Source organism: Paraburkholderia sp. GW821-FHT02A12 (genome assembly GCF_059422005.1).
In genome coordinates this window covers 2,740,302-2,766,326 of the sequence record NZ_JBWKWA010000001.1, presented here as the reverse complement: position 1 = coordinate 2,766,326, position 26,025 = coordinate 2,740,302, and the positions used below count along the sequence as shown (strand labels likewise).

The following is a 26,025-nucleotide window of genomic DNA, read 5'->3' as shown; positions in this document are numbered from 1 at the left end:
ACCGGAGCCGCATATGCACGCGTTGCTCGCCAGCATTGGCGCCCATCCCTGGATTGTGCTCGCCGTCGTCTTCGGCGTCGCGTGCGTGGAGTCGCTGGCCGTCGTCGGGACCTTCATCCCCGCGGCCGTCGTGATGTTTACCGCGGGCGCGCTGGTCGGGGCCGGCGCCTTGAACGGGTGGGTGACGCTTGCCGTCGGCGCACTCGGCGCCGTAGCCGGCGACGGGATCAGCTTCGAGCTTGGTCACCGGTATCACCGGGAAGTGCGCGCGTGGTGGGTGGCGAAGGGACACGAGGCCGTCTGGGAGCGTGGCGAGCGTTTCGTTCAACGGCACGGCGGGAAAAGTATCGTTCTGGCCCGCTTCTTCGCGCCCGTGCGCGCGATCGTTCCGCTGGTCGTCGGCGCGGCGCACATGCCGCGGCGCAGGTTCTATCCGATCAACATCGCGTCGGCGCTGGCCTGGTCGCCGACGCATATCGGCCCGGGGATCGTGTTCGGCGCGTCTGCGCAACTCGCCGAAGCGGTCAGCGGGCGCCTTGCCGCGATGTTGCTCCTGCTGGCGGCACTGCTCTGGCTGGTCGTCCGGCTGACGCGTCTGGGGCTTCAGCGCGGCGTGCCGCTCGCCAGGACCGCTTCCCAACTGGCTCTACGACGCCTAAGTCGCCGGCATCCGCGGCTGGCGAGCCGGTTATCGGGCCTCGGCGATCCAGGCGGACCTGAGGCGCAGACACTCCTGGTGCTGGCGCTGCTTTTCATTGGCAGCGTGTGGCTGTTTCTGGGGATCCTGCAGGACGTGGTCGCGCACGATCCGCTGGTTCGCGCCGACACCATCATCTACAGCTTCCTGCAGACGTTGCGGACGGCGCCGACCGACTACGTGATGGCAGGCGTGGTTGAACTGGGCGCATACGATGTGGGTCTGGCGGTAGCCGCCGCCGTTCTTGCCTGGCTCATCGTGCGGCGATGCTGGCGCACGGCAGGCTACTGGATTCTCGCGGTCGGGATAGCGGGGGCCTTGAGTCCGGTGATCGAACCCGGGCATGATTATGCGCGACCGTTCGCGTGGCAGGCCGGCGCTGCGCATGCGCCGTTACCCAGCGGCGATGCCACGTTCAACGTGCTCGTGTACGGTTTCCTGGCCTGGCTGCTGGTGCGCCGGCAAGCTCCCCTCTGGCGCGGCGCCGTCATCTCCGTCGTCGCCATCTGGATCGCGCTCACCGGGTTTGCCCGCCTGTATCTCGGGCAAAACTGGCTGGCGGACGTGCTGGGCGGCTGGAGCCTGGGGCTCGCGTGGTTCGCGGTACTGGCCGGTGTCTACACGTACAGGCAGGTGCATGACGACGTGCAGCCAGGACTTCTGGCCTGCATCGCTATCGGGGTACTCGCCGTCTTCGGCCCCTGGACGAACCCTGAACGTTTTCAGGCCGATTTCGCGCGATACGCTCCCAGAACACACCCGACCGTGCTCGCGCTCAGCCAATGGACAGACGGAGGATGGCATGCGCTGCCGGGTCGCCGGACCGAGCTGAGCGGCGATGAGGAAGAGTCTCTGCCGTTGCAGTGGGCCGCCAGTTCCAGTGCGATCGCACATCGCCTCGAATCGGCGGGCTGGCAACCGGCACCGGCGTGGTCCGCCACGTCCGCCTTGCTGTGGCTGTCGCCCCAGACATCGGTGGCCGCGTTGCCCGTGCTGCAGAAACTTTCGGAAGGAAACAGCGCTGAGCTGGTTTTCGTGAAATTCGATCCGCGACGGCCTATGAACCGGTTAGTGCTGCGCCTCTGGCGGTCCCGTTACCGCTTGGCGATCGGTACCAGGGCCGATGGTGTGACCGATACACCGATCTGGTACGGCGCGCTCTACCAGGAAGCCTTCCAGCAACCGTGGCACTTCGTCACGCTGGGCGCCACCACGACCTGGCCGGCGGCCTCTGTGATTCCCGACATGCTCCCGGCGGGCCTGCCGATGTCGAGCCCTTCGGCGATCGAAGACGGGGCGGTGCGGCGCGCGGTGCTGGTCTTGCCGACCACCCCCGACGCGCCACCCCATTGAAACGCGGAGCCGCGAACGATCATGACGCACAATGTGCACAATGCGCTGCCCGGCGGGCCTGGATGGCTGCCGCGACCGAAGTCGGGATGCTGCGGAGTCAACGGCTGGTGGCCGTCGTCGCCTTGCTCGCTGCCTCGTTGAGCGTGGTGGCAGGCGCCGGCTGGGTCGAGGCATATTTCTGGAAAATCAATTAAAGCAATGGCCGACAAGACACCAGCGCCAGATTTCGCACGATTACCGCAACCCGCTCGCCATGTGCGGCTTGCGCGCCATGCTGCTTTAGCACTCGGCACGCTCCTCCTTGCCGCCTGTTCGACCACGCAAATCAATCGCGGCACCTACATCGCCGACACCCGCTACCACGCGCAGCATTCCGACTCCCGCGTGCGTTTCGTCGTGATGCACTACACTGAGATCGACGAGGAGCAATCGCTGCGCGTCCTGACCACCGAAGCCGTCAGCGCCCACTACGTCGTTCCCGACGCGCCGCAGGAGAACAACGGCGAACCGGTCGTCTGGCAACTGGTGCCGGAACCGCAACGCGCCTGGCACGCGGGCGTCAGCTACTGGCAGGGCGCCACCGAACTGAATGCGGCGTCGATCGGCATCGAGAGCGTCAACCGTGGGTGCGGGCCCGTCGATACGCCGCAGGGCTGCGTCTGGCAGCCGTATCCGCCGGCTCAGGTCGATGCGCTGATCCGCCTCGCGAAAGATATCGTCACGCGCTATTCGATCCTGCCGACGCGCGTCGTCGGTCATAGCGATATCGCCCCTCAACGAAAGATCGATCCAGGCCCGCTGTTTCCGTGGAAGCAGCTCTACGACGCGGGCATCGGCGCATGGCCGGATGCCGCGACGGTGGCCGCACATCTGGCCGGCCGCGATCCCCACGCTCCGGCCGACGTGCGCGGCCTGCAGGAGAAGCTTGCGCGCTACGGCTACGAAGTGGCGACTGACGGCGTGTTCGATGAGCGCACGCGCCGTGTCGTCGCGGCGTTCCAGATGCATTTCCGTCCGCGCGATTACGCGGGCAATCCGGACGCCGAAACCGACGCGATTGCCCAAGGGTTGCTGGACAAGTATGTCCCGGCGCCGGCGGCCGATGTGAAAGCGGCACCCTGACGGTGTGACGTCCAACGCGGCCATCGCCTCAAGGTTTTTCGGCAAGCCCTGTGCGCACGACCTCGGCCTCGATCGCGGTCAGCCCCCGCGACCGGGACCTTGAAGGCTTGCATGACGAAACTCCGCGTAACGGGGTGAAGCTGCTTCAATCTTCGATGGCGCGGCGCACGCTACCGCCGACAACCGCCAGGTGCGACTCGGCATCTTCGACCGAGATGCCGCGCTTTAACGCGACGATGGCCACTTTGACCTTGAACCCGCAAGACTCCAGCGTCCGGCGCGCCAGGTCACTCGAGGCGCCCGTCGCGCGCATGGTCAAATTGACCGAGCGACGGACCAGCTTGGCGTTGGTAGGCCGCAGGTCGACCATGAGGTTGCCGTATACCTTGTGGAGGCTCACCATCAACGCGCTGGAGAAACTGTTTAGCGCGATCTTCTGGGCGGTGCCGGCCTTGAGCCGCGTACTACCAGAGATGATCTCCGGCCCCGTATCCAGGGTAACGCCGATCTCCGCCTCAACCACGATCGCGGATTGCGGGTTATTGGCAAAGCCGATCGTGAGCGCGCCGGCACGCAGCGCGGCGCGCAGCGCACCGAGCACGTATGGGGTACGCCCCGATGCCGCAATTGCCAGCACCACATCGTCTGGAGAAAGTTGCGTTGCCAGCAGGTCTGCCGCGCCTTGCTCCTCGTTATCCTCGGCGCCCTCAACCGCTTCGGTGACGGCGGTGGCACCTCCTGCCAGCAAAGCAATCGCGCGCGCTTTTGGCCAGGAGAAGGTCGGGTAGAGCTCGACCGAGTCGAGCAGCCCGAGGCGCCCGGAGGTGCCGGCGCCGACGTAGATCAGGCGGCCACCGGCAGCTATCCGGGGTACCGCTGCACGCACCGCGTCAGTCAGTTGGGTACGGCTGGCCCATACGGCCTTCACCGCATTGATCTGGTCTTTAACAAAGGTATCGATCAGACGGTCCACTGGATAAAGATCGAGATTTGTATGAAGTGCGTTCGGAGTTTCGGTATGGTTCGGCATGATGACCTGACTATTGTGCGAAGGTCGGACTGCCCGGGAATGGACATGACTTCGTCATCCAGCTTACGCGCCGTTTCGCTCTTTCGAGATGCGCGCATCTGCTCGCGCGTGACGGACGGGTTCGACCGTGCGAACGAAGCCACCGGAGCGGCGGGAAGGAGACGCTTCAGCACGCGCACGAGGCGCTCGAGCACCATCGCACCGCCAGCGAGGAGCACCGGGGCAGTTGCTCGTTGAGTTGCAGATGGGCATCTGAATGCCCACCTGCTGACTTCACGATCGACCCATCCGGCGATCAGTCGTCGTCCCGCATCGCCATCTTCTGCGTGCTGCCCTTGATCCGCGGATAAGGCTTGCCCCCCATCATGCCCTTCCACAGCACGCGGTTAAACTGATCCGCCGGTACTTCGTCGGCGTCATCGAAATTGAACTTCGCGGTCACCCTGGCCCAGTACGTCGCGTCATGCTTCGGCGCGACGTCTGCGCCGGTCGCAAACTTCGTACCGGCTTCCTCTGTCATCTGGGCCACCTGGGTGGTCTTCAGTACCGTCGAGGCGACGGCCGTGTAATTCCACGAGGCCGAACCATGCACGTCGAACACGTCGGCCATCGGACGCTGGTAGGCGGTGTTGAGGTTCATGTGCTGCGTGCCGAGCACGTCTTCGATCGTGCGCAGCGCATTGACCTGGCTGTAACCCGTCCGAATCACCGCGCCCTGCTTCACGTAGGGGCCGACGATATACGCCGGGCCACGGTGCGAGTCCACATGGTCAGGACCGTCCTGCACATCGTCTTCGGTCACGACGATCAGCGTGTCGTTCGCGTACGGGCTCTTTGCGACCGCTTCAACCAGGCGTCCGACGGCGAGGTCGTTATCGGCCTGCTGCGTCTCCGGTGTGTTCACGCCCGCGAAGGCGGTGCCGAACGAACCCATGTGATCATGGGACAGGCGCACCAGTGACAGAGTCGGCAGACTGCCGCCCGCGACATACTGGTCGAATTCGCGCTTCCACTCGTTGAAACGCCACTGATCTGGATAGTTCTGGTCGAAGCCGCGGAAGTAAGTGTCAGTCAGCGACGCGAGTTTCGGATCGAGCGGCGCGACCTGGACGACGCCCGCTGCGTGCGGATCCGTCACGGGATTGGCCGCGGTGCCGATGCTGCCGATATTCTTCACGAGGAAGCCGTAATTGCGGACCGTGCCGCCGGCCGCGAGTACTGCGTCGAAGATGTAGCCCTGCTGGTGGCCGAACGGTGCGTCAGACGACGCATGGTTGCCCGTGCCCGTCAGCAGGTTGTCCGTGCCGCCCGTGACGCTGGCCGAGTTGTTGCTGTAGTTCGTGGTGCCGCTGGGACCGGCGGCCGCGTCGCGCTGCTGGGCCGTCGCCCAGTTGACGGGCACGTTGCGGTTCGCGCCCTCGCTGTCATATGACAGGCCGCGATTGACCGCCGCATAATTCATCTGCTGCGTGAGCGTCTCGGTATTGGTGACTCGGCCCTGCAGCGCCCACGACCAGCCGTCCATGCTGCCGTCGCCGGGGTTCATGAAATTGTCGAGCGTCACGAACTGGCTCGCCAGACGATGGAAGTTCGGCGTGATGGCCCGGCCAAACTGGCTCAGTCGCGGATCGCCGTTGCCGCCGTTGCCGAGATCGCCGAGGATCTGGTCGTACGTGCGGTTTTCCTTGACGATGTAGATCACGTGCTTGATGTGATTGTGCAGGAAGCCCATCACCTCGTTGTCCTGGTCATTGGATTCCGGGCGATAGAAGTTGTTGCGCGCGACCTGCTGCGTGAGCCGCGGCAGGTCGTTGTCGGTCGGCACTGGCGCACTGACCAGCGATGCGCGCTCGAGCTGGAACTGGTATTCGTTCGACGCGCGCGCGGCGGCGGCCTGTGCCGCGGTGCCGCCCGACAGGTGGTCCGGGTTCGGACCGGTCACGCTCTTGCCGTTCACGACATACATCCACGAACCGTCTGCGCTGAACGTCACGTCATGCGGTTCGAACGCGGTTGGGATCAGGCCGGTAACATGAAATGCGCGCGGGCCGCTCAGCGGAATCACCGCGATCTCGTTGGCGCCGGCATTCGTCGCGTACAGCGTGCCGCCGTCGCGCGACAGCGTCACCGAGTAGGTGCCTGCGCCGGTATGTTCCTGACGGTGGTCGAGCACGCCGGCCGGCGCGCGCGCATCGATCCTGGCCACCACGGTATTCGCGCTGGTATTGATCACCGCGACCTGGTCTGCATTGTCCTGCGCGACGTACAGCAGCGACTGCGATGCGTCCAGCGTCATGCCGAGCGCGTTGCCGTCGAGCTTGATGCGCTTGACCAGGCGGCCGTGTGACGGCGACGAGATATCGATTGCGACGATTTCGCGATCGCGGTCCGACGAGACATAGGCCGTGTTGTTGCCCTTCACGACCACCGCGAACGGATAAGTGCCGCCGACACCGCCCGGCGTGCCCTCGTTGCCGGAGAAGAACGGGCGCAGATCGTGCTCGTAACGCACCGAGTTGGAGGCGGTATCGATCACGCTGATCGAATCGTTGTAGTTATTGGCCACGACGAGCGTCTTGCCGTCGGCCGAAAGCGCGAGACCGCCCGCGTTCGGCTGCACGCCTATCCCTACGCCCTTGCCACTATGGCCGAGCGCGATCGTGGCCGACTGCACCCATGCGCCGCCGTGTTGGCTGTAAACCTGGACGACGTCATCATTGCCGCCTGTCGCATACAGCGTGTTGCCGTCGTGCGAGAACACCAGACCCACGAACGCATTCGTCTGGTGGATCACCTGCTTGAGCTGCGGCCGGGTCTTGTTCGCGCCCGACACGTCGTACAGGAAGATGTACTGCGTCGAGTTGGCCGTGTCGACCGAACCGTCCGCGTTGTACAGCGAGTTCTGGCCCGCGGTGATGATCGCGAGCGTCTTGCCGTCCGGGCTCAACTGCGAACGCACGGCTTCGCCAGCCACGAAATTCGGATGGGCCGGCAGGTCCGGATTCAGATATTGCTGGACCGCGCCGCGCACGACCAGCGGCGTGATCGACTGACCGCTGGGCAAGCGTGCGGTGTCGACAGCGCTGAGGTTGTCAGCGTGAGACTGCGCTGCGAGCAGCACGGCCGACATGATGACGCCGAGCCGGAGCCCAGTCACGATATTGTGGGTTTTCATTTTCATAGGATTCCTCATTGCGCAATAGCCATGCCGGACCGGCGACAGGTCTGGCATGACAGGCATGACCCGGCGCCGCTGCGTCGCCGTACGCTGCGCAGATGTGCCGGAATGTAATTTCTGGATATGTCGAACAGGACTTGTCGAGCGAACCTCTCATCGGCCAGTGGGGCTTGACCAACAAAGCGGTATTAAGTCACTTCCGAATGTCAGTAGGATGACGTGTTCTAAGCAGGATTCGGCGATTACAGATTGTTACAACGACGATAGCCGGCGGCGCTTCCGGCGCATCCGGCGCATCCGGCACTTTCAGCGCGCGAGCAACGCGACGGTCGCGATCCCGAGCACGGTCATCACCAGCGACGCTCCCACGTGAATGACGATCTCGCCGGCGGCCCAGCCGAGCCGGCCGTCCTGTAAGCGCTGCACGACTTCCGCGGAAAAGGTCGAGAAGGTCGACAGGCCGCCCATCAATCCGGTAATGACGAACAGCCGCCATTCCGGCGCGATTTGCGGCGCCCGCGCGAAGCCCGCGACGGCCACGCCGATGATGTAGCCGGCAATCACGTTGGCGGCGAAGGTGCCGAGCGGCAAGCCGGCAAACAGGCCGTTCAGACGGATGCCGAGGAACCAGCGGAAGAGTGAGCCGAGCGCGCCGCCGATGCCGACCGCGAGAATGGACAGATACATATCGATAAGACCTGGCAGCAGTGTCGAATGGTCGTTGGAGCGGGTTGAGCGCCCGGCCGCCGCGTCTGCCCAGCCAGGGTGAAGCGGAGCCAGGCGAGGCGAGGTTGACCCCCGCAGTCAGCCCGCGGTGGTCCGCAGCTGGCTTACCGCAGGCCTCGCAGCAGTCGAGGCACAGGCGACGAAGGCGCTCCGGCGCGCAAGTCTATCATCGGCGCGATGCCCGCTACAGAGACGGTGTACTCGTAGTGCGCCGGGGCGATATCGATAATCAACCGATGCTTTCGCGCTCGGGCGTCGCCGAAATCTTGTGAATCGACAGATCCGCGCCGTTGTATTCGTCTTCCTGGTCGAGCCGCAGGCCCACCGTCAGGCGAATCGCGCCATACACGAGCGTGCCGCCGAGCGATGCGACCACGATTCCGCCCAGCGTGCCGACCAACTGCGCGCCGAACGACACGCCGCCCATCCCGCCCAGTGCGTGCAAGCCGAAGATGCCGGCCGCCAGCCCGCCCCACGCGCCGCACAGACCGTGCAGCGGCCACACGCCGAGCACGTCGTCGATGCGCCAGCGGTTCTGCACGCAGGTGAACATGTAGACGAACAGCACGCCCGCGATACCGCCCGTGACCAGCGCGCCGAGCGGGTGCATCACGTCGGAGCCGGCGCATACCGCGACCAGTCCGGCGAGCGGCCCGTTGTATGTGAAGCCCGGGTCGTTGCGGCCCGCCAACCAGGCCGTCAGCGTGCCGCCGACCATCGCCATCAGTGAATTGACCGCGACCAGCCCGCTGATCTTGTCGATGGTTTGCGCGCTCATCACGTTAAAGCCGAACCAGCCGACCGCCAGCACCCACGCGCCCAGCGCGAGGAACGGAATATTCGACGGCGGATGTGCGGCGATGCCGCCGTCGCGGTGATAGCGGCCGTGGCGCGCGCCGAGCAGCAGCACGGCCGGCAACGCGACCCAGCCGCCGAACGCATGCACCACCACCGAACCGGCGAAGTCGTGAAACGGCGCACCGAAAACGTGTTCGAGCCAGGCCTGGATGCCAAAGCGCTCGTTCCACACGATCCCTTCGAAGAACGGGTAGACGAAGCCGACCAGCACGAAAGTCGCGAACAGTTGCGGATTGAATTTCGAGCGCTCGGCGATGCCGCCCGAAACGATCGCCGGAATTGCCGCGGCGAAGGTCAGAAGGAAAAAGAAGCGCACCAGCGCATAGCCGTTGTGCGCCGCCAGCGACTCGGCGCTACCGAAAAACTGGACGCCATAGGCGATCGTGTAGCCAATAAAGAAATACGCGATCGTCGAGACCGAGAAGTCCACCAGAATCTTGACCAGCGCATTGACCTGATTCTTTTTGCGTACCGTACCGAGTTCGAGAAACGCGAAACCTGCATGCATGGCGAGCACCATCGCGGCGCCTAGCAACAGGAAGAGGGTATCGGTGCCGGTTTTCAAGCTTTCCATCGATGTGTCCCGCTTATGCCAAAAAAGCGGGCAGTGGATGCAAGAAGTGGGCCAAACTTGTGCCTGTCGGCATCGGTTCGGTGCAGCGCCGCACCGGAAAGGATTCGTCACGCTCGCAACGGTTGTTATTCAGTTCGGGCGGTTAAACGACATGCACCTTGAAATGCATTCAAAAGCACAAGTTAAGTGCATGATGGTTCCGCCGCGGTCAGCGTGATCCAAATTGGTGCAATTTATTCGATCTGATTTACGTTTTAATTCAAAATCCTGACGGCGAATGCGCATTTCCGGCGCACGGTATCTCCCATTAAATGGCGAACCTTCGTCCCGCCGCACGCCGTCTTTGTCTTCGCGTTAAAACGCCGACATAATGTGCCGTCCCGGCGCATCCGCTGCCGGGCCACCGAACTCCAATGCGCGCGCATGAGACTGACTACCAAAGGCCTGTTGCTGATCGCGATTCCGGCGCTGCTCGAGCTGGCGCTGCTGTCCGGACTGGTCAAGGCTCAGGCGGATGCTGCGCAAGCCGAGCAGTGGGCCATCCATGGCGAAGACGTGCTGCGCCAGACCACCGCGGTTCTCGAACCGGTGCTCAGCGAATCGGTGCGCCTGCGTGGCGCAGTGCTCGCCAACGATGCCCGCTTCGCCACGCCTGTCTCGCTGTGGATGGACGTTGACCGGCGCATCGATCAGCTGGCCGAACTGGTCGCCGACAATCCGGCGCAAGTCGAGCGCGTGGTTCAGGTGCGCCAGACCGTGCAGGCCTATCGCCAGTGGTCGGACCGCATGCAGGACATGCTGCGCTCGGGGCGGCGGCGCGATGTCGTCGAGCGGTTCCGCGATCTGGCGGCGAGCGACGTGCTCGATCGGTTCCGTCAGCAGGTGGTGGCGTTTCAGACCGAAGAGCGGCGCCTCGACACGCTGCGCTCGAATGCCGCCGATGCCGCGCGTGAACGGCAACAGATGCTGGTGGTCGCCGCAGTGTTCGGCTCCTTGCTGTTTGTCGCGCTCGCGGTCTGGCTATTTACGCGCGGCGTGCGCGGCCGTCTCGCGCTGCTGTCCGACAACGCCGGGCGCCTCGCGGGAAATGAGCCGCTCGCGCCGCTCGGCCCGGGCCGCGATGAGATCGCCCGGCTCGATCTGACCTTGCACGAAACCAGCCGGCGCCTGCTCGAAGCCGAGCGCATCCAGGCGCGCTTCCAGTCCGATCTCGCGGGCCGCGCCCGCGAACTCGCGCGCATCAACGAGACCTTGCGGCAGCAGACCCAGGAAAACGAGATGTTCATTTACAGCGTGTCGCACGATCTGCGCGCGCCTCTGGTGAATCTGCAAGGCTTTTCGAAAGAACTGACCCGCGCCTGCGACGAACTGCGCGTGGCGGTGCGCCAGTCCTCGCTCACGGCCGAGACCCGGCAGCGCATCGAACGGGTGGTCGGCGAGGATATCGGCGAAGCGCTGCACTACTTGCAGACGGCTGTGCTGCGCGCGTCGCACATCATCGACGCGCTGTTGCGGCTGTCGCGCGTCGGCCGTGTCGAGTACCGGCAGCAGAAGGTCGAGGTGAGCGACCTCGTGCCCCGCGTGATCGACGCGATGCAGGCGTCGATCCGGGCGCGCCGCGCGCGCGTCATCGTCGATGAATTGCCGGCGGTGTGGGGCGACCCGACCGCGCTCGAGCAGGTGTTCGCGAATCTGATCGGCAATGCGGTCAATTATCTGGATCCGTCGCGCGAAGGCCGCATCGAAATCGGCATCACGCCAGCGCCGCCGGGCGTGCACTCGCTACGGATTTTTTACGTGCGGGACAACGGTCTGGGCATTCCGGCCGTCGCGTTGCCGCGGCTTTTCAACGCGTTTCAACGGTTGCACGGCAATGTGGCGGCGGGCGAAGGGATCGGTCTCGCGCTGGTGCGGCGCGTGGTGGAGCGGCACGGTGGGCGGGTGTGGGCGGAGTCCAGAGAGGCTGAGGGGACGACCTTTTATCTGTCATTGCCCGAAGCCGAGGCGCGCGCGGCGCGTCTGGCGGCCCAGACGACGCATGCCACGCCTGAAGCGGGCGGTCTTCATGAGGTTCGCGACGCGAGGGAGATGCACGGTGCCCGCGACGGCCGCGCCCTGAGCAGCGGCGCCGCTGCGCATACTGCCAATGCGGCGCATGGCGTCAGTACGCGGTAGTCAATGCGTGGTAGTCAATTCGCGGTAGTCAATTCGCGGTAGTCAGTACGCAGTAGTCAATTCGCGTTAAACAGCCGGCGCGGTTTGAGCAGCTTGCTGCCGCGAATCGACCAGTAGCAACCGCAACCCATGAGAATAACGACGCCCGTGAGCGCCTCCTGCGGCGCGGGGCGCAGGCCGAGCACGCCGTCGGGCGCGAACAGGCCGTGCGCGAGGATCAGCAGCGCCGCCCACCACGAGCACGCGGCTTGCACGAGCAGACGCGTGCCGGCCAGACGGCGCGCGCGGTTTTCCCGCGACCAGGCGGCCGGCGTGCGCGCACAGAAAAAAGCAATGGCCGTCAGCGTGACGGCGAGAATGACGATCCAATTAGTCAGTTCCATCGAAAAGGCTCTCAAGTCAACCGGTGACTATAGAAAAGCCTTTCGCTGCAAACTATCTGATTAGTCTCAAATTCTGATGGATTGGCCGTGGGCCGGCCCCCCGCAAATGCGGATGAGATGGGCGAGCGCGCGTTGTCGCTAGGACAAGGCGCCCGCCGCTGGATCAGAGTTCGATGCGGGTGCCGAGCAGCACGAGGAATTGGCGCAGCCACTCGGGATGAGCGGGCCATGCGGGCGCGGTGACGAAATTGGCGTCGGTGATCGCGGCATCGACCGGAATGTCGGCGTAATCGCCGCCCGCCAGCTTCACTTCGGGCGCGCAGGCCGGGTAGGCGGAAATACGCTTGCCGCGGATCACGTCGGCGGCGGCCAGCAGTTGCGCGGCGTGACAGATCGCCGCGATCGGCTTGCCCGCTTCGGCGAATTGCCGTACGAGTTCGATCACCTTATGGTTGAGCCGCAAATACTCCGGCGCACGGCCGCCGGCGATCGCCAACGCGTCGTACTGGCGGGCATCGGCGTCGTCGAAGGACGCGTTGAGCGTGAATTGGTGACCCGGTTTTTCGGTGTAGGTCTGGTCACCCTCAAAATCATGGATCGCGGTCTTGATGCGATCGCCCGCCTTCTTGTTCGGGCACACGGCGTCGACCACATGGCCGACTGCCTGCAGTGCCTGAAACGGCACCATCGTTTCATAATCCTCGGCGAAGTCGCCGGTCAGGAACAGAATCTTCTTTGCTGCCATCGCATGCCTCCAATTGATCAACGGAACACATCGAACGCTCATCGAACGCGGATTGAACGCTCTGGCAGTCTACCTCAACGCGTTTGACAGAACCGCGTCGGTTCATTCGGCGGTTCATGCGGCGGTTCATTCGATAGCTCGAGCAATGCGCCTGCCGGATGGCGCCAAGCCGGCTCCGCGAGGTTCGCGTGCAGGCATTGCAGATGCTCGCCGACGAGACCGTGCGGCACAACGGCGTATCATGGGCGCGTTTTCGCAAGCAGAAGCCGCCCGACGCGGCTCACATCCAGACATGATTTCATCTATTCGTTCGCCGTTGTTGCGCCGTGCCGCTTTTGCCGTTGTCGTGTTGGGCGGCCTCGCGGCTTGTCAGAAGAATGATGCGACGGCAGGACAGGTTGCCGGCAAGCTGAACGACGTCGCGCAAGCCGCCGGTCAGAAACTCGACCAGGCGGCCAGCTACGTCGGCCAGCAGGTTGACGCGACCAAAGCCGCCGCTCAGCAAAACCTCGACTCGGCGGCCTCCGTGCCGTCGATCACGATCGATCCGGCGTCGCTCGCTTCGAGCGCGCAAGCCAATCTGCAGGGCGCGACGGGCGCGGCCAATGCGCAGCTCGGCAAGGCTGCTGCGCTGACCGGTCAGGGACTGGAGACGGCAGGGCGCAAGCTGCAACAATGGTCGGCGCAGAATGCGGGGTCGGCTGGCGCTTCGGCTACCTCGTCGGCATCGAGCGATTCCCGCGATGCGCAAAAGCAGATGGACAAGTGATGCACGGGGGCGAGCCCGTTCGAGGGTTTGGCCATGATTTGACAAGCGGATTAAATGTAATTACCATGATTACACATTGTCGTCGGCGGGCAGGTTTGCTGTGAATACGAGTAGCCGGTTTGCGTTTGCGGTGCACGTGCTCGCGCTGCTGTCGTTGCAGGAAGGCGTGCCGCTATCGTCGGAGATGATTGCGGGCAGCGTGAATACGAATCCCGCGCTGATCCGGCGGCTGTTGACCATGCTGGCCGAAGCGGGCCTCACCACTTCGCAGCTCGGCGCAGGCGGCGGCGCGCTGCTCGCCCGGGCGCCGGAAGACATCACCTTGCTCGAGGTCTATCGTGCGGTGGACGACGCGCAATTGTTCGCGCTGCATCGCGAGGAGCCGAATCCGGCGTGCATGGTCGGGCGTAATATTCAGGTCGTGCTGCGCGATATCATCGACGAAGCACAGCAGGCCATGGAGGCATCGCTTGGCGCACGCACGCTCGCCGATGCCACCGCAGACGTAGTGCGTGCCGAACGGGCGCGCGAACGCAAGCGGCGCCCGCACGGGTGACGCGACAAAGAAGCTGTACGAGAGGGCGCGTGTCGAGTAATCGGGACACACGCGTCTGATAACGGACGGGGCCGTGGCCCCTCTTTTTTCGCGTTATATGTAATCAATACGGTTACATATAAGCGAATGACAGGAGCATCGAAATGAGCAAACAGTTGAAAATCGCATTGTTTGGCGCCACCGGCATGATTGGTTCGCGGATCGCTGAGGAAGCCGTCCGGCGCGGCCATCAGGTGACGGCGCTGGCGCGCAATCCGGAGCGCGTGCCCGCCGGCGTGGCGAATCTGCAAGCCGCCAAAGCGGATCTGCTCGACGCCGCCAGTGTCGGCGCTGCGGTGCGCGGCCACGACGTGGTGGCAAGCGCCTACGCGCCGCCGCACGGCGCTGTGGCTGCGCTCACGAAAGCAACCCACGCGCTCGTCGAAGGCGTGCGGGCCGCCGGCCTGAAGCGCCTCGTGGTGGTGGGCGGCGCGGGTTCGCTCGAAGTGGCGCCGGGCAAGCAGCTAGTGGATACGGAAGGTTTCCCCGACGCCTACAAGGCGGTCGCGCTTGCGCACCGCGACGCGTTCGACTTCTACCGTACCGTGACCGACCTCGACTGGACATTCTTTGCACCTGCCGCGCTGATCGCGCCGGGCGAGCGCGCCGGCAAGTTCCGCACCGGCACGAACACGCTGCTGGCCGACGCCGAAGGCAACAGCCGCATTTCCGCGGAAGACTACGCGATCGCTTTCGTCGACGAGCTGGAGCAGGGCCGTTTCATCCGTCAGATCGCGACGGTGGCTTATTGAGGGTCGCCGTAGCCATGGCATGAGCGCTGTCACGCGGCCTGCACACCGAACGCGCGTGATAAGCGGCGCTCCACGGATGTGAGCACCGGCCCGGCCTCACATTCCGGACATGCGCAAGCGTCCTAACATTCGGTTACGCATGTTCGGTCGCTCGCGGTGCAACTGCGGCTACACTGGCGTCTCCCGTTTTCTTACGGATCGCCATGCAGTCATGCCTGTTGCGGCGTGAGTCCGGGGCTGCGCCGTTCAACGGCGGGCAGCCGGCAACTCGCGCCGCCTTTCATTTTCCTTCTGAACATAGCCCGTGCGGCGCCCGCCGTCGCGTTCGCGCGCACGTCGCGGCGTGGCCCGGCGCGTGGTCGGCGATTGTTTGTCTCGCGCTGATCCTGTGCCTGGGATGGCTACCCGCGAATGCCCAGGCCGCCGGCAGCACCCCGGTCATTCCGGCGTTGCAGAGCCTGATCAATAGCGCGACGGTGGCGCCTGCTGCGGCCTCCGGCGCATCGGCGGCAGAGGCCGCCTCCGCGCCGTCGCCCGCCAGCCAGGCGGAACTGGCGCGCTCGCTCGACAGCGTGATCGCCACGCTCGACAACGACCGGCAGCGCACCGCGCTCGTCGCGCAACTCAAGAAGCTGCGCGACGTCTCGCAGAACGTCGCGCCGCCGACGCCCGCGTCCGCGCAACCGAGTCCCGGCTTGCTGGGCGCGATCGCCTCGGGCATCGCGTCGTTCGAATCCAACGTGCATCAGGGCCGCACGCCGGTGCGCTATTGGGGCGGACGCTTCAATGCGGCCGGCAACGAGCTTTATACGATCATTTCGAGCCAGGGGCATGAGAGCCTCGCCAGCACCGTGCTCTCGATGATCGCGATGCTGGCCGGCTGGGGCGTCTGCGCCGGTGCGCTGATCTATCTGCAGCACCGCTTGTATCGGCGCCTCGGCATCGTCATCGGGCTCAATCCGAATCCCACCACGCGCGAGCTGCTGATTTTCGCCTGGCGCCGCGTCGGGCCGTGGATCATCGCGTTTCTCGCGGCGCTGCTGTTCGTGCGAGCGATGCCCGATGCGCTCGGCCGCACGCTCGGCATGGTGGTCGCCTATGCGATTGTCGCGGGGGCGGTGTTTTCGGCGATCTGCCTGATCATGTTTTCGCTGTTCGGCTCGGGGCATCGGCGGGTCGCGGTGCGTCTCCTGATCGATCACGCGCGGCGCTTGCTGTTCGTGGTCGGCGTGTGCGGCGCGCTCGGCGACGCGGCCGTGAATTACGATGTCGCGCATCAACTCGGATCGAACCTGGCCGGCCTGATTTCGACCGTGGCCAACATGACGGCCGCCGTGCTGACTGCGTATTTCGCGCTGGCGTTCCGCCGCCCGGTCGCGCATCTGATCCGCAACCGGCCCTACCAGCAGCGCAACGATCACAAGGCCGCGACCGACGCGTTCGACGTACTCGCATCGCTCTGGCACGTGCCGGTGCTGGTGCTCGCGACGGCCTCGGTCGTGGCTACGCTCGGCGGCTCGGGAAGCAGCGAAAACGTGCTGCAGATTTCGGTGGTGACGGCGCTGTTGCTGGTGCTGGCGTTTTTCCTGTCGGCCATCGTGCTGCGCATGACGCGCCCGCGCAGTGTGCGCGCGCGGCGCCGCTCGCCGTATTTGACGCGCTTGCTGCGCTTTTTCGGCACGCTGCTGACACTCTTCATCTGGCTGTTTTTCTTCGAACTGGCAGCGCGCTTGTGGGGTTTGTCGCTCGCGGCAGTGATCGAGGAGAACGTCGCCGCGCGCGGTATTGCCCACGCTGTGACGGCGATCATCGCGACCGTGTTCATCGCGTGGCTGTTGTGGATTCTGGTCGACACGGCGATTACCGAAGCGCTCAACCCGGGCAGCCTGCGCAACAAGTCGCGCAATCCGAGCATGCGCGCGCGCACGATGCTGCCGCTGCTGCGCAACGTGCTGCTGGTATCGATCATGACGATCGCCGGGATCGTCACCGCGGCGAACCTGGGCATCAACGTGACGCCGCTTCTGGCGGGCGCGGGCGTGATCGGTCTGGCGATCGGTTTCGGCGCGCAGTCGCTCGTGACCGATCTGATCACGGGCCTTTTCATCATCATCGAAGACACGATTTCGGTCGGCGACTGGATCGACGTCGACGGCGGCCACGCGGGCACCGTCGAACATCTGTCGATCCGCACCGTGCGGCTGCGCGACGGGCAGGGCGCGATTCACGCGATCCCGTTCTCGCAGATCAAGATCGTGAAGAATCTGTCGCGCGATTTTGCCTATGCGGTATTCGAAGTCCGCATGGCGTTTTCGACCGACGTCGATCAGATCACGCAGCTGATCCGTGAAGTCGGCGCCGATCTGATGGCCGACTTCCGTTACCGGCGCGAAATGCTCGGGCCGATCGAGGTGTGGGGCCTGGACCGTTTCGATCCGAACTGGATGGTCGTGAAAGGGCAGATCAAGACGCGGCCGCTGCAGCAATGGAGCGTGGCGCGAGCCTTCAATCTGCGGCTCAAACGCAAGATGGACGAAGCCGGTATCGAGATTCCGGTGCCGCAGATGCGTGTGTACACGTCGTCGAAGGATAGCGAAGGACAACCTCTGCCGGACGACGACTTCCCTGAGTTCGGCGTGCATGGCCATGCGCAGGCGCAGGCCGAAATGGCTTCATCGGTGCGGGCCGCTCATGCCGGCGCCGCGGTGGCGCGCGATGTGTCGCACGAACCGCGTCCCGCGCCGCCGCCGACGGGACAGACCGCGCCGATCCCACCGCAAATTCCCACCGCGGGCGAAGCAGGCGGCAAGAGCTGATTGAATGACGGACGGGACGGGACGGGTCGGCGAAGGCTTCGGCTCGCATCGCCATGCATGAGTGCGCCTAGGCGAGCGCCTGGGTGTCGGTTGTGTCGGCCGCGCGGACCACGTCGTTGACATGCGTGGCGATCTGCGCGCCCGAGACGCCGTAGATATGCAGCGACACAGCGGGCTCGTTGCTGCCATTGCCCAACTGATGAATACCGCCGCGGCCGCCGCGCACAAACGATACCGCGCCGCTATTGCGCGCTTGCGTGCGCGTGGCGCTCGCGCAGTGTCGCGCGCCGTTCCATTCGAATACCGTTTCGCTCAGCGCGCCGTCCAGTACCGCGTAGCCGCACCACGTGTGATGCGCATGCACGGGGCTCGCCTGCTGCGGCAGCCAGACCAGGGCGGCAATGGCATAGCGGCCATGCGGATCGGCGGCCAACAGATGACGCCGGTAGTTTTCAGCCGAACCTTCGCGTTGCGCGGGCGTGAGCAGCGCGGGATCCGCCGCGGCTTGCTTGAGCGCTACGCGCATGGCGCGGGCGAAACAGGCGGAGTCCGACGGCACGGGAGCTTTGGCGCAGGCTTCGAAGATGGCGTCGAGCCTGTCGCACAGGCGCGCGAGCGGCGCGCTTCGTTGCGTGCCTGGCGAGGGCGCGTCATTGAGTTCGGCCAACTGCGCGTGGCTGGCGGAGGGGCGGTCGAAGGATGTCGGGCGGAGGCCTTGGTTCATGATGGCGGTGCAGCCGGCGGCTGCTTTCTCAATATTTTTGGATAGCGACATTTATACCGGTTTGCCCGGAGAAAGAGTTTCCATATAATTCCCCTCGAATTCGTAAAAGTAGAATAATTTCCTATGGGGGTGGATTGATGGGAATGGATATCATCGACCGGAAGCTGCTTGAGCTGTTGCAGGAAGACGCGACCATGCCGATCGCCGAGCTGGCGCAGCGCGTGAACCTGTCGCAAACGCCTTGCTGGAAGCGGCTGCAACGTCTGAAAGAGGCGGGCGTGATTCGCGCGCAGGTGGCGCTTTGCGATGCGCGCAAGCTCGGTGTGGGCACGACCGTTTTTGTCGCGGTGCGGACCAACCAGCACACCGAGGCCTGGGCGCAGACCTTCACGCATGCGGTGCGGGAGATTCAGGAGGTGGTCGAGGTATACCGGATGAGCGGCGAAACCGATTACCTGCTGCGCGTCGTGGTGTCCGATATCGACGACTACGATCGCGTCTACAAACAGTTGATCGCCGCCGTGCCGCTGTACGACGTGAGCTCGAGTTTTGCGATGGAACAGATCAAGTATTCGACGGCGTTGCCGGTGCGCTATCCCGGCTAATCGTGGCCCATACTCGCCAACTGCCAGGCCCAGTAGTGCGCGCTGCAGCAGGCGGGTGTCCGATGAAGCGCGCGCTCCTGACGCTTGCACTCGCGTGCTCGTCGGCATTTGCTGATACCCCTGATCCCGCTGATGTAATCTCGCAGCAGAGCGGACTGCCGGCGAGCGAGGTGCAAGGCATGCTCGCGAACTGCGACGCGAACCAGACAAGCCTGAACTTCTGCGCATGGCGCGACAGGGTGGTTGCCGAGCAGAAGCTGCAGGACGTCGTTGACGAGAAGGCCGCAAAATCCCCGGGCTGCAAAGCGCGCTTGGAACACAAAATCGCCGCGTGGAAGAAGCGCCGAGATGCAAGTTGCAAGAAATCTGCCGAGGCGGAAAACGGAGGTGGTTCCATCGTGCCGATGGAAATTGCCGCCTGCCAGGCGGCAGAGACCGACCGCATGACGAAGGCCATCGGATCGATCCGCCGATGCAATTGACCGTCAAACCGATGCATTTTCGGTTGCTGTAATACCAAGAAAAAGCATTTGGCGCGAGCGCCCTGCATGCCGGCCGGAAGTTGGTGATCGGCGACAAATATGCTTGTAAAAACGCTGCTGAATGAAGGACTCAGTCAACGCCGAAGCCTTCGTTCGCTGTTACCAGGTGCCCGGTTATCGGCCGCTACGGAAGCTCGACATGGGAGCGGGTTCGGTCGCACTGAGACGGTCGTCATCCGTCTCAGCGCGGCCACAACCGGTCGTTCGACATCGCCGTTCAGATCGTCGACACCCATTAGCGGGCCCGGTGTCAAGTGAGCAAACAACACCCTCGACTGCCTGAGCAGCCGATTTCGATTGCACTGACCGAATGCAGTAGCCGAGCGCACCCGTTTCTTCGATTCATGGCTGCGACGGATCGCGCCAGACACCCATCAGGCTCAAGCGATCGGCGTACATCGGTTGCCTGTCGCCCTGGTGGCTCTGCCACCCCAGAAGAACTTTGGTGCCGCAACGCGTCCATTGGGTTCGCACAATAGTCGTGGTTGCCAGACGTCCGGCACCAATCCAGGGCTGGCTCGCGTTGCCGGCGATCCGCGTTGCTGCACATCGGGGACGGCGGCACGGCATCCCATTCAATTGGGTGGCTTTTCGCCAGTCAACGATCAGGGCTTGCCGGTCGCCGTCGTAACGCTTATGCGAAGCAGCGGGTCACATCAAATGGTTTTCGCTCCTTCAGCATGTGGAAACACGCACGGGCGAGCTTGTGGGCCAGGGCCTTGCGTGCGATCACTGAATTCGTCCTGGCTTTCTTGCGCTCGTAGAACTGCCTGGCTTCGGCGCTAAAGTGCATCGCGAAGTTGGCCGCCTCGATGAATGCCCAGGACAGGTATGGATTTCCGTTCCTGGTATTGCCTTCGCCCTTCTTCTTGCCGTTGCTCATGCGCTGGCTGTCCACGCACCGCGCGTAGGAGGCGAAGTTGCCAGCGCTGGCGAAACGTTCGATGGTCCCGGTTTCCAGTACGATCACGGTGGCAAGCGTCTGGCCGATGCCGGGCACCGTGGTCAGGAGGGCGTAGTCCGCGTGTGGCGCGACCTTTTCCTGAAGACGCTTTTCCACGATGGCGATCTGTGAGGAGAGCGTCGTGATGACCGCGACGTTGGCGCGGACCGCGAGCGCCACGTCGTCTGGGAGATGCAGCTGGTCGACAGCGGCCTGGTCCAGTTGCTTGACCTGATTGCTCGTGATTCGCGTGCCGTACTGACGCGCCGTAATGTTCTCAACGGCGAGAATGTGGCTGGTGCGGCTGCGCACCAGTTGCATGCGTTTGCGGGCGAGGTCGCGCACATCACGGTGCTTCGCCGGCAGAATGGTGCCGGTAGGCAGGATGCCCAGGCGCAGCAGGTGGGCCAGGTAGCGCGCGTCGGTCTCGTCACCGCTGTGCTTGAGCCCATCGTACTTTTTGATTGCCGTGGTGTTGGCCAGATGGACCACGAAGCCGGCAGCCTGCAGGCCGTCGACAAGCCAGTACCAGTTGTACGTGGATTCGACCACGACGCCTGCCAGCTCGGCTCGCCACGGGGCAAGGAACGCCAGGATCTTAGCCAGCTCGTTCGGCAGCCGCTTTTCGGCGACCACGCGGTCCGTTTCGTCGATCACGCTCACCACGCTGTTGTTCGAATGCAGGTCAATGCCGCTATAGTTCATCATGACCTCCTTCCGGTTAAAGCGGTTTTGGCAAACTCACTTTAACCCCGTCGCCCGGCAGGGCGGCGGCAGGAGGTCCGCTAGATGATTTTCAATCACCACACACATGCACGTCGCATCGTACGGGCTGATCTACTTGCCATTTTGAAAATGACGGTTGAAAAACTACGGAGCAATTTGCTCCATCTGGTTGAAACCTACGTGATGGATTCCGGTGTTCGCGATGAGCTGCAGTCCTTGGTGAATCAGCACGACATTCCGGCGAAGGGAGTCCTTGTCCGATTGCCCCCTTCATGTCTGGCAGAGATTTCGGAATCTGACGCGAAGATCATTGGCGAAATTGCATTTTACTTTTGCTGACCGGCACGCAGTCGTAGTGGGTCGGCCTCGGCCTGCCGCGTCGGGCGGCGGTCGGCCAGGAAGCGACGTTCGCTTCTTCCGCCCTAGCATTCACCGCGCAATGCCGAACCACGCCAGCCTCAGATTTAGGAGCGGAACCCATTAGACATCATTCCGAAAAGCGAAATTAATCCTTGCGAACAATGCGCTTAATTATCGGCGACCTCTTTCCTAAACTCGGCATTATCTGCGGTTGCATCAAAATTCCAGTCCAATCTAGGAGGAACAGGTCATGAACAAGGCAACCAGCACATTAATCGCGGCTGTCGCCGCACTCGCGCTGTCGGGCGGGGCTTATGCACAAAGCAACAACACGCTGGCGACCCCGAGCGTAGTGTCGCCCGCCGCCGTGTCGCCGGCCAATGCAACGAGCGGCTACGGCACGCCTGGCGCCACCAACTCGGACAGCGGCATGAGCGCCGGGTCGGCGAACTCGGGCCTGCAGCAGAGCACGAACACTAGCTCGACGTCCAATACCAGCGCTTACGGGGTCAACAACACGCTGGCAACCCCAAGCACCGTGTCGCCGGCTGGCAAATAACAGCAATTAATAACGCACCAGGCGCAAGCACAAAGCGAACAAGCGTCCTCATTCACCAGCCGTTGTAAGAAAAGCCGCTGCCCTCACGGACAGCGGCTTTTTGTTTCTCCCTAAGCTCTTCCTGACAGCGGCTCGCGCCACACTGAATCCGGCCATTTTGCGACATTCCCGCATCGGACCTATTCGATGCCGTATCGCAACTTTTGATTGGCAGGCACATATTTCATTGCAATACTACTGCCGGATTGCGCGTTGTTGAGTGCGGGGTTTCACGGGCATTTTATTTAGCTGAATTTTTTCAATGAACGCTGAAGAACAAGCTCGTAAGGTTTTTTTAGGATTCTTATGGCCAATGTATACCGCAGTGACCGATATAAGCCGCAGGTCTTGCGGTTGACATTACGTTAGGCGTCAATCGAAAGGAAGGCATGAAAATGACACGCGTCCGAGTTGAGGGCTTTACCATCTCGCTTGACGGATACGGAGCTGGTCCGAATCAGGACATCAGGAATCCGCTCGGCGTGGGCGGGACAGATTTGCACCAGTGGTTAGTCCCGACACGCACGTTCCAACGGACCCTGTTTGGCGCCGACGGTGGCACAACGGGGATCGATGACGACTTCGCTGCGCGGGGCTTCAAGAATGTTGGCGCCTGGATTCTCGGAAGAAACATGTTCGGACCGATTCGCGGTTCCTGGCCTGACATGAACTGGAAAGGCTGGTGGGGGGACAACCCACCCTATCACGTTCCAACCTTCATCTTGACTCATCACGCGCGCCCGCCCATCCAGATGGAAGGCGGGACGACATTCTACTTCGTCACGGGCGGTATTCACGAGGCGCTTGACCGGGCGCGCGACGCAGCCAACGGAATGGATGTGCGCATTGGCGGCGGAGCTAGCACTATCCAGCAATATCTTCGTGCGGGCCTCATCGATGAGCTGCACGTCGCTATCTCGCCGGTCCTGCTGGGCGGGGGAGAGCGACTGTTCGAGGGGATTGACGTGCGCGTTCTGGGATACGAATGCGTTCAGTTCGTTGCGTCGGAGAAAGCCACCCATGTTGTACTCCGGCGCCAAGGTCACAATGACGCCTAACAACCGGTTGCAGCGGACGGCGCTACCGCGCCGCCGCTGAACCGGAACGTTGTGGGTTTTTCTTTGATTGAGGCGCCAATGTTCTTGCTGGATTCGGCGGTCGCACTACGAGAAAACGCCCACGGCAGATCGGCGGATCATTGCGATGGACGCATCTCTGCAATCGGGTCCGGGCACCGGTCCAGGAATGGCAAAAACAAATACGTGCGACGCGTGCGGCGTGCGGCAGCCTCCGTGGCCACCCACAACCCGGCCGGTCAACGGGGAATCGCCAGCAGGCGCTGCACTTCGATTTGAAGCACCGGTGGCGGCGACCCCGTTACCTCTACGTTGAACGGCAGGTATCGGGAAACGGCTATGACCGCTGTGGGTCGGCAGCTGACATTCGCCTCTCAGTGTTGACCCGAACGGGGCGGCCGGCTGCATACAGCCATCGGAGCTTCCGCTAGAGAGATGGACATACGCAAGGGATCTCACGCTTCATGTTCCATACAAATTGTGATTACCCGTCCGGTAGCCGCCATGACCTTCGTCTCTTGCACGAAAGGGCGGCTGAAAACAAGGCGGCCGATTACCTCGACCCGCTCCCGCCGCTCCCGCCGCTCCCGCCCCCGCCGTTCCCGCCTGCGCCCGAACCGCCCCCGCCGTGACCGCCTGCGCCTGAACCGCCCGCGCCCGAACCGCCTCCGCCGTGACCGCCTGCGCCTGCACCCGAACCGCCTGCGCCTGCACCCGAACCGCCTGCGCCTGCACCCGAACCGCCTGCGCCCGAACCGCCTGCGCCTGCACCCGAACCGCCTGCGCCTGCACCCGAACCGCCTGCGCCCGAACCGCCCGCGCCCGAACCGCCCGCGCCCGAACCGCCCGCGCCCGAACCGCCCGCGCTTGCACCCGAACCGCCTGCGCCCGAACCGCCTGCGCCCGAACCGCCTCCGCCCGAACCGCCTGTGCCCGAACCGCCTCCGCCCGAACCGCCTCCGCTGTGACCGCCTGCAGGCTGTCCTTCAGCCAGCTGCAGTGAAGCAGAATCCGGAGTAGGTCCAGCGCGCTGATCGAACGAAGCGGAAGACACGGGCGGGACGAGCTCAGCACTGCCAATTGCAGTTCCCCGGGCAGGAGGTGACGATGATCTCGCGACATCACCGGACGAAGACGCTTGTTGCGTTGGCGATGTGGGTCGGGTGATCCCGGGCGCATGCCGCGCGATTGCTCTCACGTGCGGCGTCGAATGGCGGCGATTCTGTGTGGCGGCATAGCTTGCTTGACCAGGCCCTCGTGTAACCGACTGCGGCGCAACAGAATCCGGAGTAGGTCCAGCGCGGTGATCGGACGGAGCGGAAGACACAGGCGGGGCGAGCTCAGCACTGGCAACCGCGGTTCCGCGAGCGGGAGGCGACGATGGTAGTGCGACATGACCGGACCAAGACGTGAGTCGCGCTGGCGACGTGGGTCCGATGATCCCGAGCGCCTGATCATAGTCGAACCGATCGCCATACGCGACGATACCCATGACCCCGACAGCCAATGCGCTTGCCGACGCAACCCAAAGCGCAAGGCGTCTGCCCCGCGCAGGCGGTGCGGCCTTGATGTCTGCATCGGGGCTACCTGCACCCGAATGCGCAAGCTCGGCCTGTCTGAACATTTCAACACGCTTCGGATCGTTTCGTCTGATCCTTCCATTCACTACTTTCATGTGCCGTCCCCTTGCGGAGTGCTCATCGAAATGAGCCGCGGGATCCCGAAACAAGTGTGTGAAGCCGCCGGAACCAGCTGGCAAGTGACGCACCGGCCGGCGTGCGGTTTCGTTTGACCGTTCTGCGTGTTCGCCCCCCTGGTTCCGCCACGGCAATGCGAGCGATGTACCAGGTTTTCTATCGTGAGCCTTTGAGCTATGAAAACGCTCGTGACAGACACTGCCAGAACCGATGGATTACCAGCATTCGCTGTGCCTGTTAGGCCGAACCCCCATTGAATTGTGGGATCGTGCACATAGCATGGGCATACACGATCCAACAGGATCTGCGCCAAGCGAGGCGGGGGTCGAACTGGTAAAAGATGGAAGAGAATGATCTATTTGTGAACCTGCCCAAAACCTTGACGCGGAAATAAGGCAAATCCGGGGATGGCTTGCGACTAACAGGGCGATAGCGAATAACTTCCTTCTAATATCGGCTAAGGACCAAATGGCTGATTTAGAGGCACGTCGACAAAAGATCGCGGAAGCGCTAAACGACGGACGTCGCAAGGCAATCGAAGCGCCGGGGAAAAGTCTGCTACCAAATACCATTCATGTGAAGAAGCCGAGGTGACGTAGCAGCACATTCGAGCGTTTGCTACATCACGCAAAGGTTGTTGTTATCCGGTTACAAATTCGGAAGCAGACTCACGCTGCCTACCTGCCGAATGTCGGCAACGGGTCGGGGGCTGACCATCGAAGTCGCTAGGGCAAAGGAGCGAATCGACGCGGCGAGGTCGGCGGGCGTCGACGCGACGAAGGCGCGGCGTACGCTGGTGTGCCTGGACCAGGAGCTCGCGGACGCAATAAAGCGCATGATCGAAGAATTCCATCGCGTGCCCAGCAACCCGTACGCATAACGATCGACGGCGACAAGAGGTAAGGCACGACGGGCCGCTTTCGAGCGGCTTTTTCTTTGCCCAGCACCTGATTGCAAACTCCTATCAAGGCCAGAGCATTC

General features: G+C 63.5%; 22 protein-coding genes. 13 read left to right on the top strand and 9 right to left on the bottom strand.

From position 1 onward, the window contains the following. Nucleotides 1-13: 13 nt before the first annotated feature. From AC07WT_RS12535 to AC07WT_RS12525, 3 genes are all read left to right on the top strand, one after another. Nucleotides 14-2,050, top strand: a complete 2,037-nt coding sequence (locus tag AC07WT_RS12535) for a bifunctional DedA family/phosphatase PAP2 family protein (protein ID WP_494947332.1) — start codon at nucleotides 14-16, stop codon at nucleotides 2,048-2,050. 62 nt (nucleotides 2,051-2,112) lie between these two features. Beyond that, the gene (locus tag AC07WT_RS12530; RefSeq protein ID WP_494947331.1) at nucleotides 2,113-2,244 is read left to right on the top strand and encodes a hypothetical protein; all 132 of its coding nucleotides are present in this window, start codon (nucleotides 2,113-2,115) and stop codon (nucleotides 2,242-2,244) included. Between the two features lie 4 nt (nucleotides 2,245-2,248). Continuing rightward, the gene (locus tag AC07WT_RS12525; protein WP_494947330.1) at nucleotides 2,249-3,172 is read left to right on the top strand and encodes an N-acetylmuramoyl-L-alanine amidase; all 924 of its coding nucleotides are present in this window, start codon (nucleotides 2,249-2,251) and stop codon (nucleotides 3,170-3,172) included. A 145-nt stretch (nucleotides 3,173-3,317) separates the two neighbouring features. Here AC07WT_RS12525 and AC07WT_RS12520 read toward each other — a convergent pair whose 3' ends face one another. From AC07WT_RS12520 to AC07WT_RS12505, 4 genes are all read right to left on the bottom strand, one after another. Next, complete coding sequence (locus AC07WT_RS12520) at nucleotides 3,318-4,202, bottom strand: N-acetylmuramic acid 6-phosphate etherase (protein WP_492593927.1); 885 nt, start codon at nucleotides 4,200-4,202, stop codon at nucleotides 3,318-3,320. 295 nt (nucleotides 4,203-4,497) lie between these two features. Next, nucleotides 4,498-7,377, bottom strand: a complete 2,880-nt coding sequence (locus tag AC07WT_RS12515) for a bifunctional YncE family protein/alkaline phosphatase family protein (protein WP_494948425.1) — start codon at nucleotides 7,375-7,377, stop codon at nucleotides 4,498-4,500. Nucleotides 7,378-7,686: 309 nt separating this feature from the next. Further along, a complete protein-coding gene (gene crcB / locus AC07WT_RS12510; protein ID WP_115101867.1) occupies nucleotides 7,687-8,067 on the bottom strand; it encodes a fluoride efflux transporter CrcB in 381 nt (126 codons plus the stop codon). Between the two features lie 268 nt (nucleotides 8,068-8,335). Continuing rightward, nucleotides 8,336-9,538 carry an ammonium transporter gene (locus AC07WT_RS12505; protein ID WP_494947329.1) on the bottom strand — a complete coding sequence of 401 codons (1,203 nt, stop codon included), beginning with the start codon at nucleotides 9,536-9,538 and terminating at the stop codon, nucleotides 8,336-8,338. Nucleotides 9,539-9,961: 423 nt separating this feature from the next. Between AC07WT_RS12505 and AC07WT_RS12500 the strand changes: the two genes are divergently transcribed. Then, nucleotides 9,962-11,713, top strand: coding sequence for a sensor histidine kinase (locus tag AC07WT_RS12500; RefSeq protein WP_494947328.1), 1,752 nt, complete (start codon nucleotides 9,962-9,964; stop codon nucleotides 11,711-11,713). Nucleotides 11,714-11,769: 56 nt separating this feature from the next. On the opposite strand, the gene AC07WT_RS12495 is transcribed toward AC07WT_RS12500, so the two are convergent. Together AC07WT_RS12495 and AC07WT_RS12490 are read right to left on the bottom strand one after the other, a co-directional pair. Then, the gene (locus AC07WT_RS12495) at nucleotides 11,770-12,096 is read right to left on the bottom strand and encodes a hypothetical protein (RefSeq protein ID WP_492593931.1); all 327 of its coding nucleotides are present in this window, start codon (nucleotides 12,094-12,096) and stop codon (nucleotides 11,770-11,772) included. Between the two features lie 163 nt (nucleotides 12,097-12,259). Further along, a complete protein-coding gene (locus AC07WT_RS12490; RefSeq protein ID WP_492593932.1) occupies nucleotides 12,260-12,841 on the bottom strand; it encodes a DJ-1/PfpI family protein in 582 nt (193 codons plus the stop codon). A gap of 292 nt (nucleotides 12,842-13,133) precedes the next feature. On the opposite strand from AC07WT_RS12490, the gene AC07WT_RS12485 reads away from it, so the two are divergent. The 4 genes from AC07WT_RS12485 to AC07WT_RS12470 all read left to right on the top strand — a co-directional run bounded on the left by AC07WT_RS12485 (nucleotide 13,134) and on the right by AC07WT_RS12470 (nucleotide 17,773). Continuing rightward, the gene (locus AC07WT_RS12485) at nucleotides 13,134-13,610 is read left to right on the top strand and encodes a BCAL1086 family glycoprotein (protein ID WP_492593933.1); all 477 of its coding nucleotides are present in this window, start codon (nucleotides 13,134-13,136) and stop codon (nucleotides 13,608-13,610) included. A 100-nt stretch (nucleotides 13,611-13,710) separates the two neighbouring features. Beyond that, the gene (locus AC07WT_RS12480) at nucleotides 13,711-14,166 is read left to right on the top strand and encodes an Rrf2 family transcriptional regulator (RefSeq protein WP_492593934.1); all 456 of its coding nucleotides are present in this window, start codon (nucleotides 13,711-13,713) and stop codon (nucleotides 14,164-14,166) included. Nucleotides 14,167-14,309: 143 nt separating this feature from the next. Then, the gene (locus AC07WT_RS12475; RefSeq protein WP_494947327.1) at nucleotides 14,310-14,957 is read left to right on the top strand and encodes an NAD(P)-dependent oxidoreductase; all 648 of its coding nucleotides are present in this window, start codon (nucleotides 14,310-14,312) and stop codon (nucleotides 14,955-14,957) included. 203 nt (nucleotides 14,958-15,160) lie between these two features. Next, nucleotides 15,161-17,773: a mechanosensitive ion channel domain-containing protein gene (locus tag AC07WT_RS12470; protein WP_494947326.1), complete on the top strand. Its 2,613-nt coding sequence runs from the start codon at nucleotides 15,161-15,163 to the stop codon at nucleotides 17,771-17,773. A gap of 67 nt (nucleotides 17,774-17,840) precedes the next feature. Here the strand turns inward: AC07WT_RS12470 and AC07WT_RS12465 are convergent, their stop codons facing one another. Next, nucleotides 17,841-18,497, bottom strand: coding sequence for a cysteine dioxygenase family protein (locus tag AC07WT_RS12465; protein WP_494947325.1), 657 nt, complete (start codon nucleotides 18,495-18,497; stop codon nucleotides 17,841-17,843). Nucleotides 18,498-18,634: 137 nt separating this feature from the next. Between AC07WT_RS12465 and AC07WT_RS12460 the strand changes: the two genes are divergently transcribed. Then, nucleotides 18,635-19,102: an Lrp/AsnC family transcriptional regulator gene (locus tag AC07WT_RS12460; protein WP_494947324.1), complete on the top strand. Its 468-nt coding sequence runs from the start codon at nucleotides 18,635-18,637 to the stop codon at nucleotides 19,100-19,102. Nucleotides 19,103-19,164: 62 nt separating this feature from the next. Continuing rightward, on the top strand, nucleotides 19,165-19,584 hold the full coding sequence (locus AC07WT_RS12455) for a lysozyme inhibitor LprI family protein (protein ID WP_494947323.1): 420 nt from the start codon (nucleotides 19,165-19,167) through the stop codon (nucleotides 19,582-19,584). Nucleotides 19,585-20,278: 694 nt separating this feature from the next. Here AC07WT_RS12455 and AC07WT_RS12450 read toward each other — a convergent pair. Further along, on the bottom strand, nucleotides 20,279-21,292 hold the full coding sequence (locus AC07WT_RS12450) for an IS110 family RNA-guided transposase (protein WP_494948424.1): 1,014 nt from the start codon (nucleotides 21,290-21,292) through the stop codon (nucleotides 20,279-20,281). An 84-nt stretch (nucleotides 21,293-21,376) separates the two neighbouring features. On the opposite strand from AC07WT_RS12450, the gene AC07WT_RS12445 reads away from it, so the two are divergent. The 3 genes from AC07WT_RS12445 to AC07WT_RS12435 all read left to right on the top strand — a co-directional run bounded on the left by AC07WT_RS12445 (nucleotide 21,377) and on the right by AC07WT_RS12435 (nucleotide 23,329). Beyond that, nucleotides 21,377-21,652 carry a hypothetical protein gene (locus AC07WT_RS12445; protein ID WP_494947322.1) on the top strand — a complete coding sequence of 92 codons (276 nt, stop codon included), beginning with the start codon at nucleotides 21,377-21,379 and terminating at the stop codon, nucleotides 21,650-21,652. Nucleotides 21,653-21,923: 271 nt separating this feature from the next. Further along, nucleotides 21,924-22,232 carry a hypothetical protein gene (locus AC07WT_RS12440; RefSeq protein ID WP_492596417.1) on the top strand — a complete coding sequence of 103 codons (309 nt, stop codon included), beginning with the start codon at nucleotides 21,924-21,926 and terminating at the stop codon, nucleotides 22,230-22,232. A 434-nt stretch (nucleotides 22,233-22,666) separates the two neighbouring features. After that, nucleotides 22,667-23,329, top strand: a complete 663-nt coding sequence (locus AC07WT_RS12435; protein WP_494948423.1) for a dihydrofolate reductase family protein — start codon at nucleotides 22,667-22,669, stop codon at nucleotides 23,327-23,329. Between the two features lie 571 nt (nucleotides 23,330-23,900). On the opposite strand, the gene AC07WT_RS12430 is transcribed toward AC07WT_RS12435, so the two are convergent. After that, a complete protein-coding gene (locus AC07WT_RS12430) occupies nucleotides 23,901-24,401 on the bottom strand; it encodes a hypothetical protein (protein WP_494947321.1) in 501 nt (166 codons plus the stop codon). Nucleotides 24,402-26,025: the final 1,624 nt, after the last annotated feature.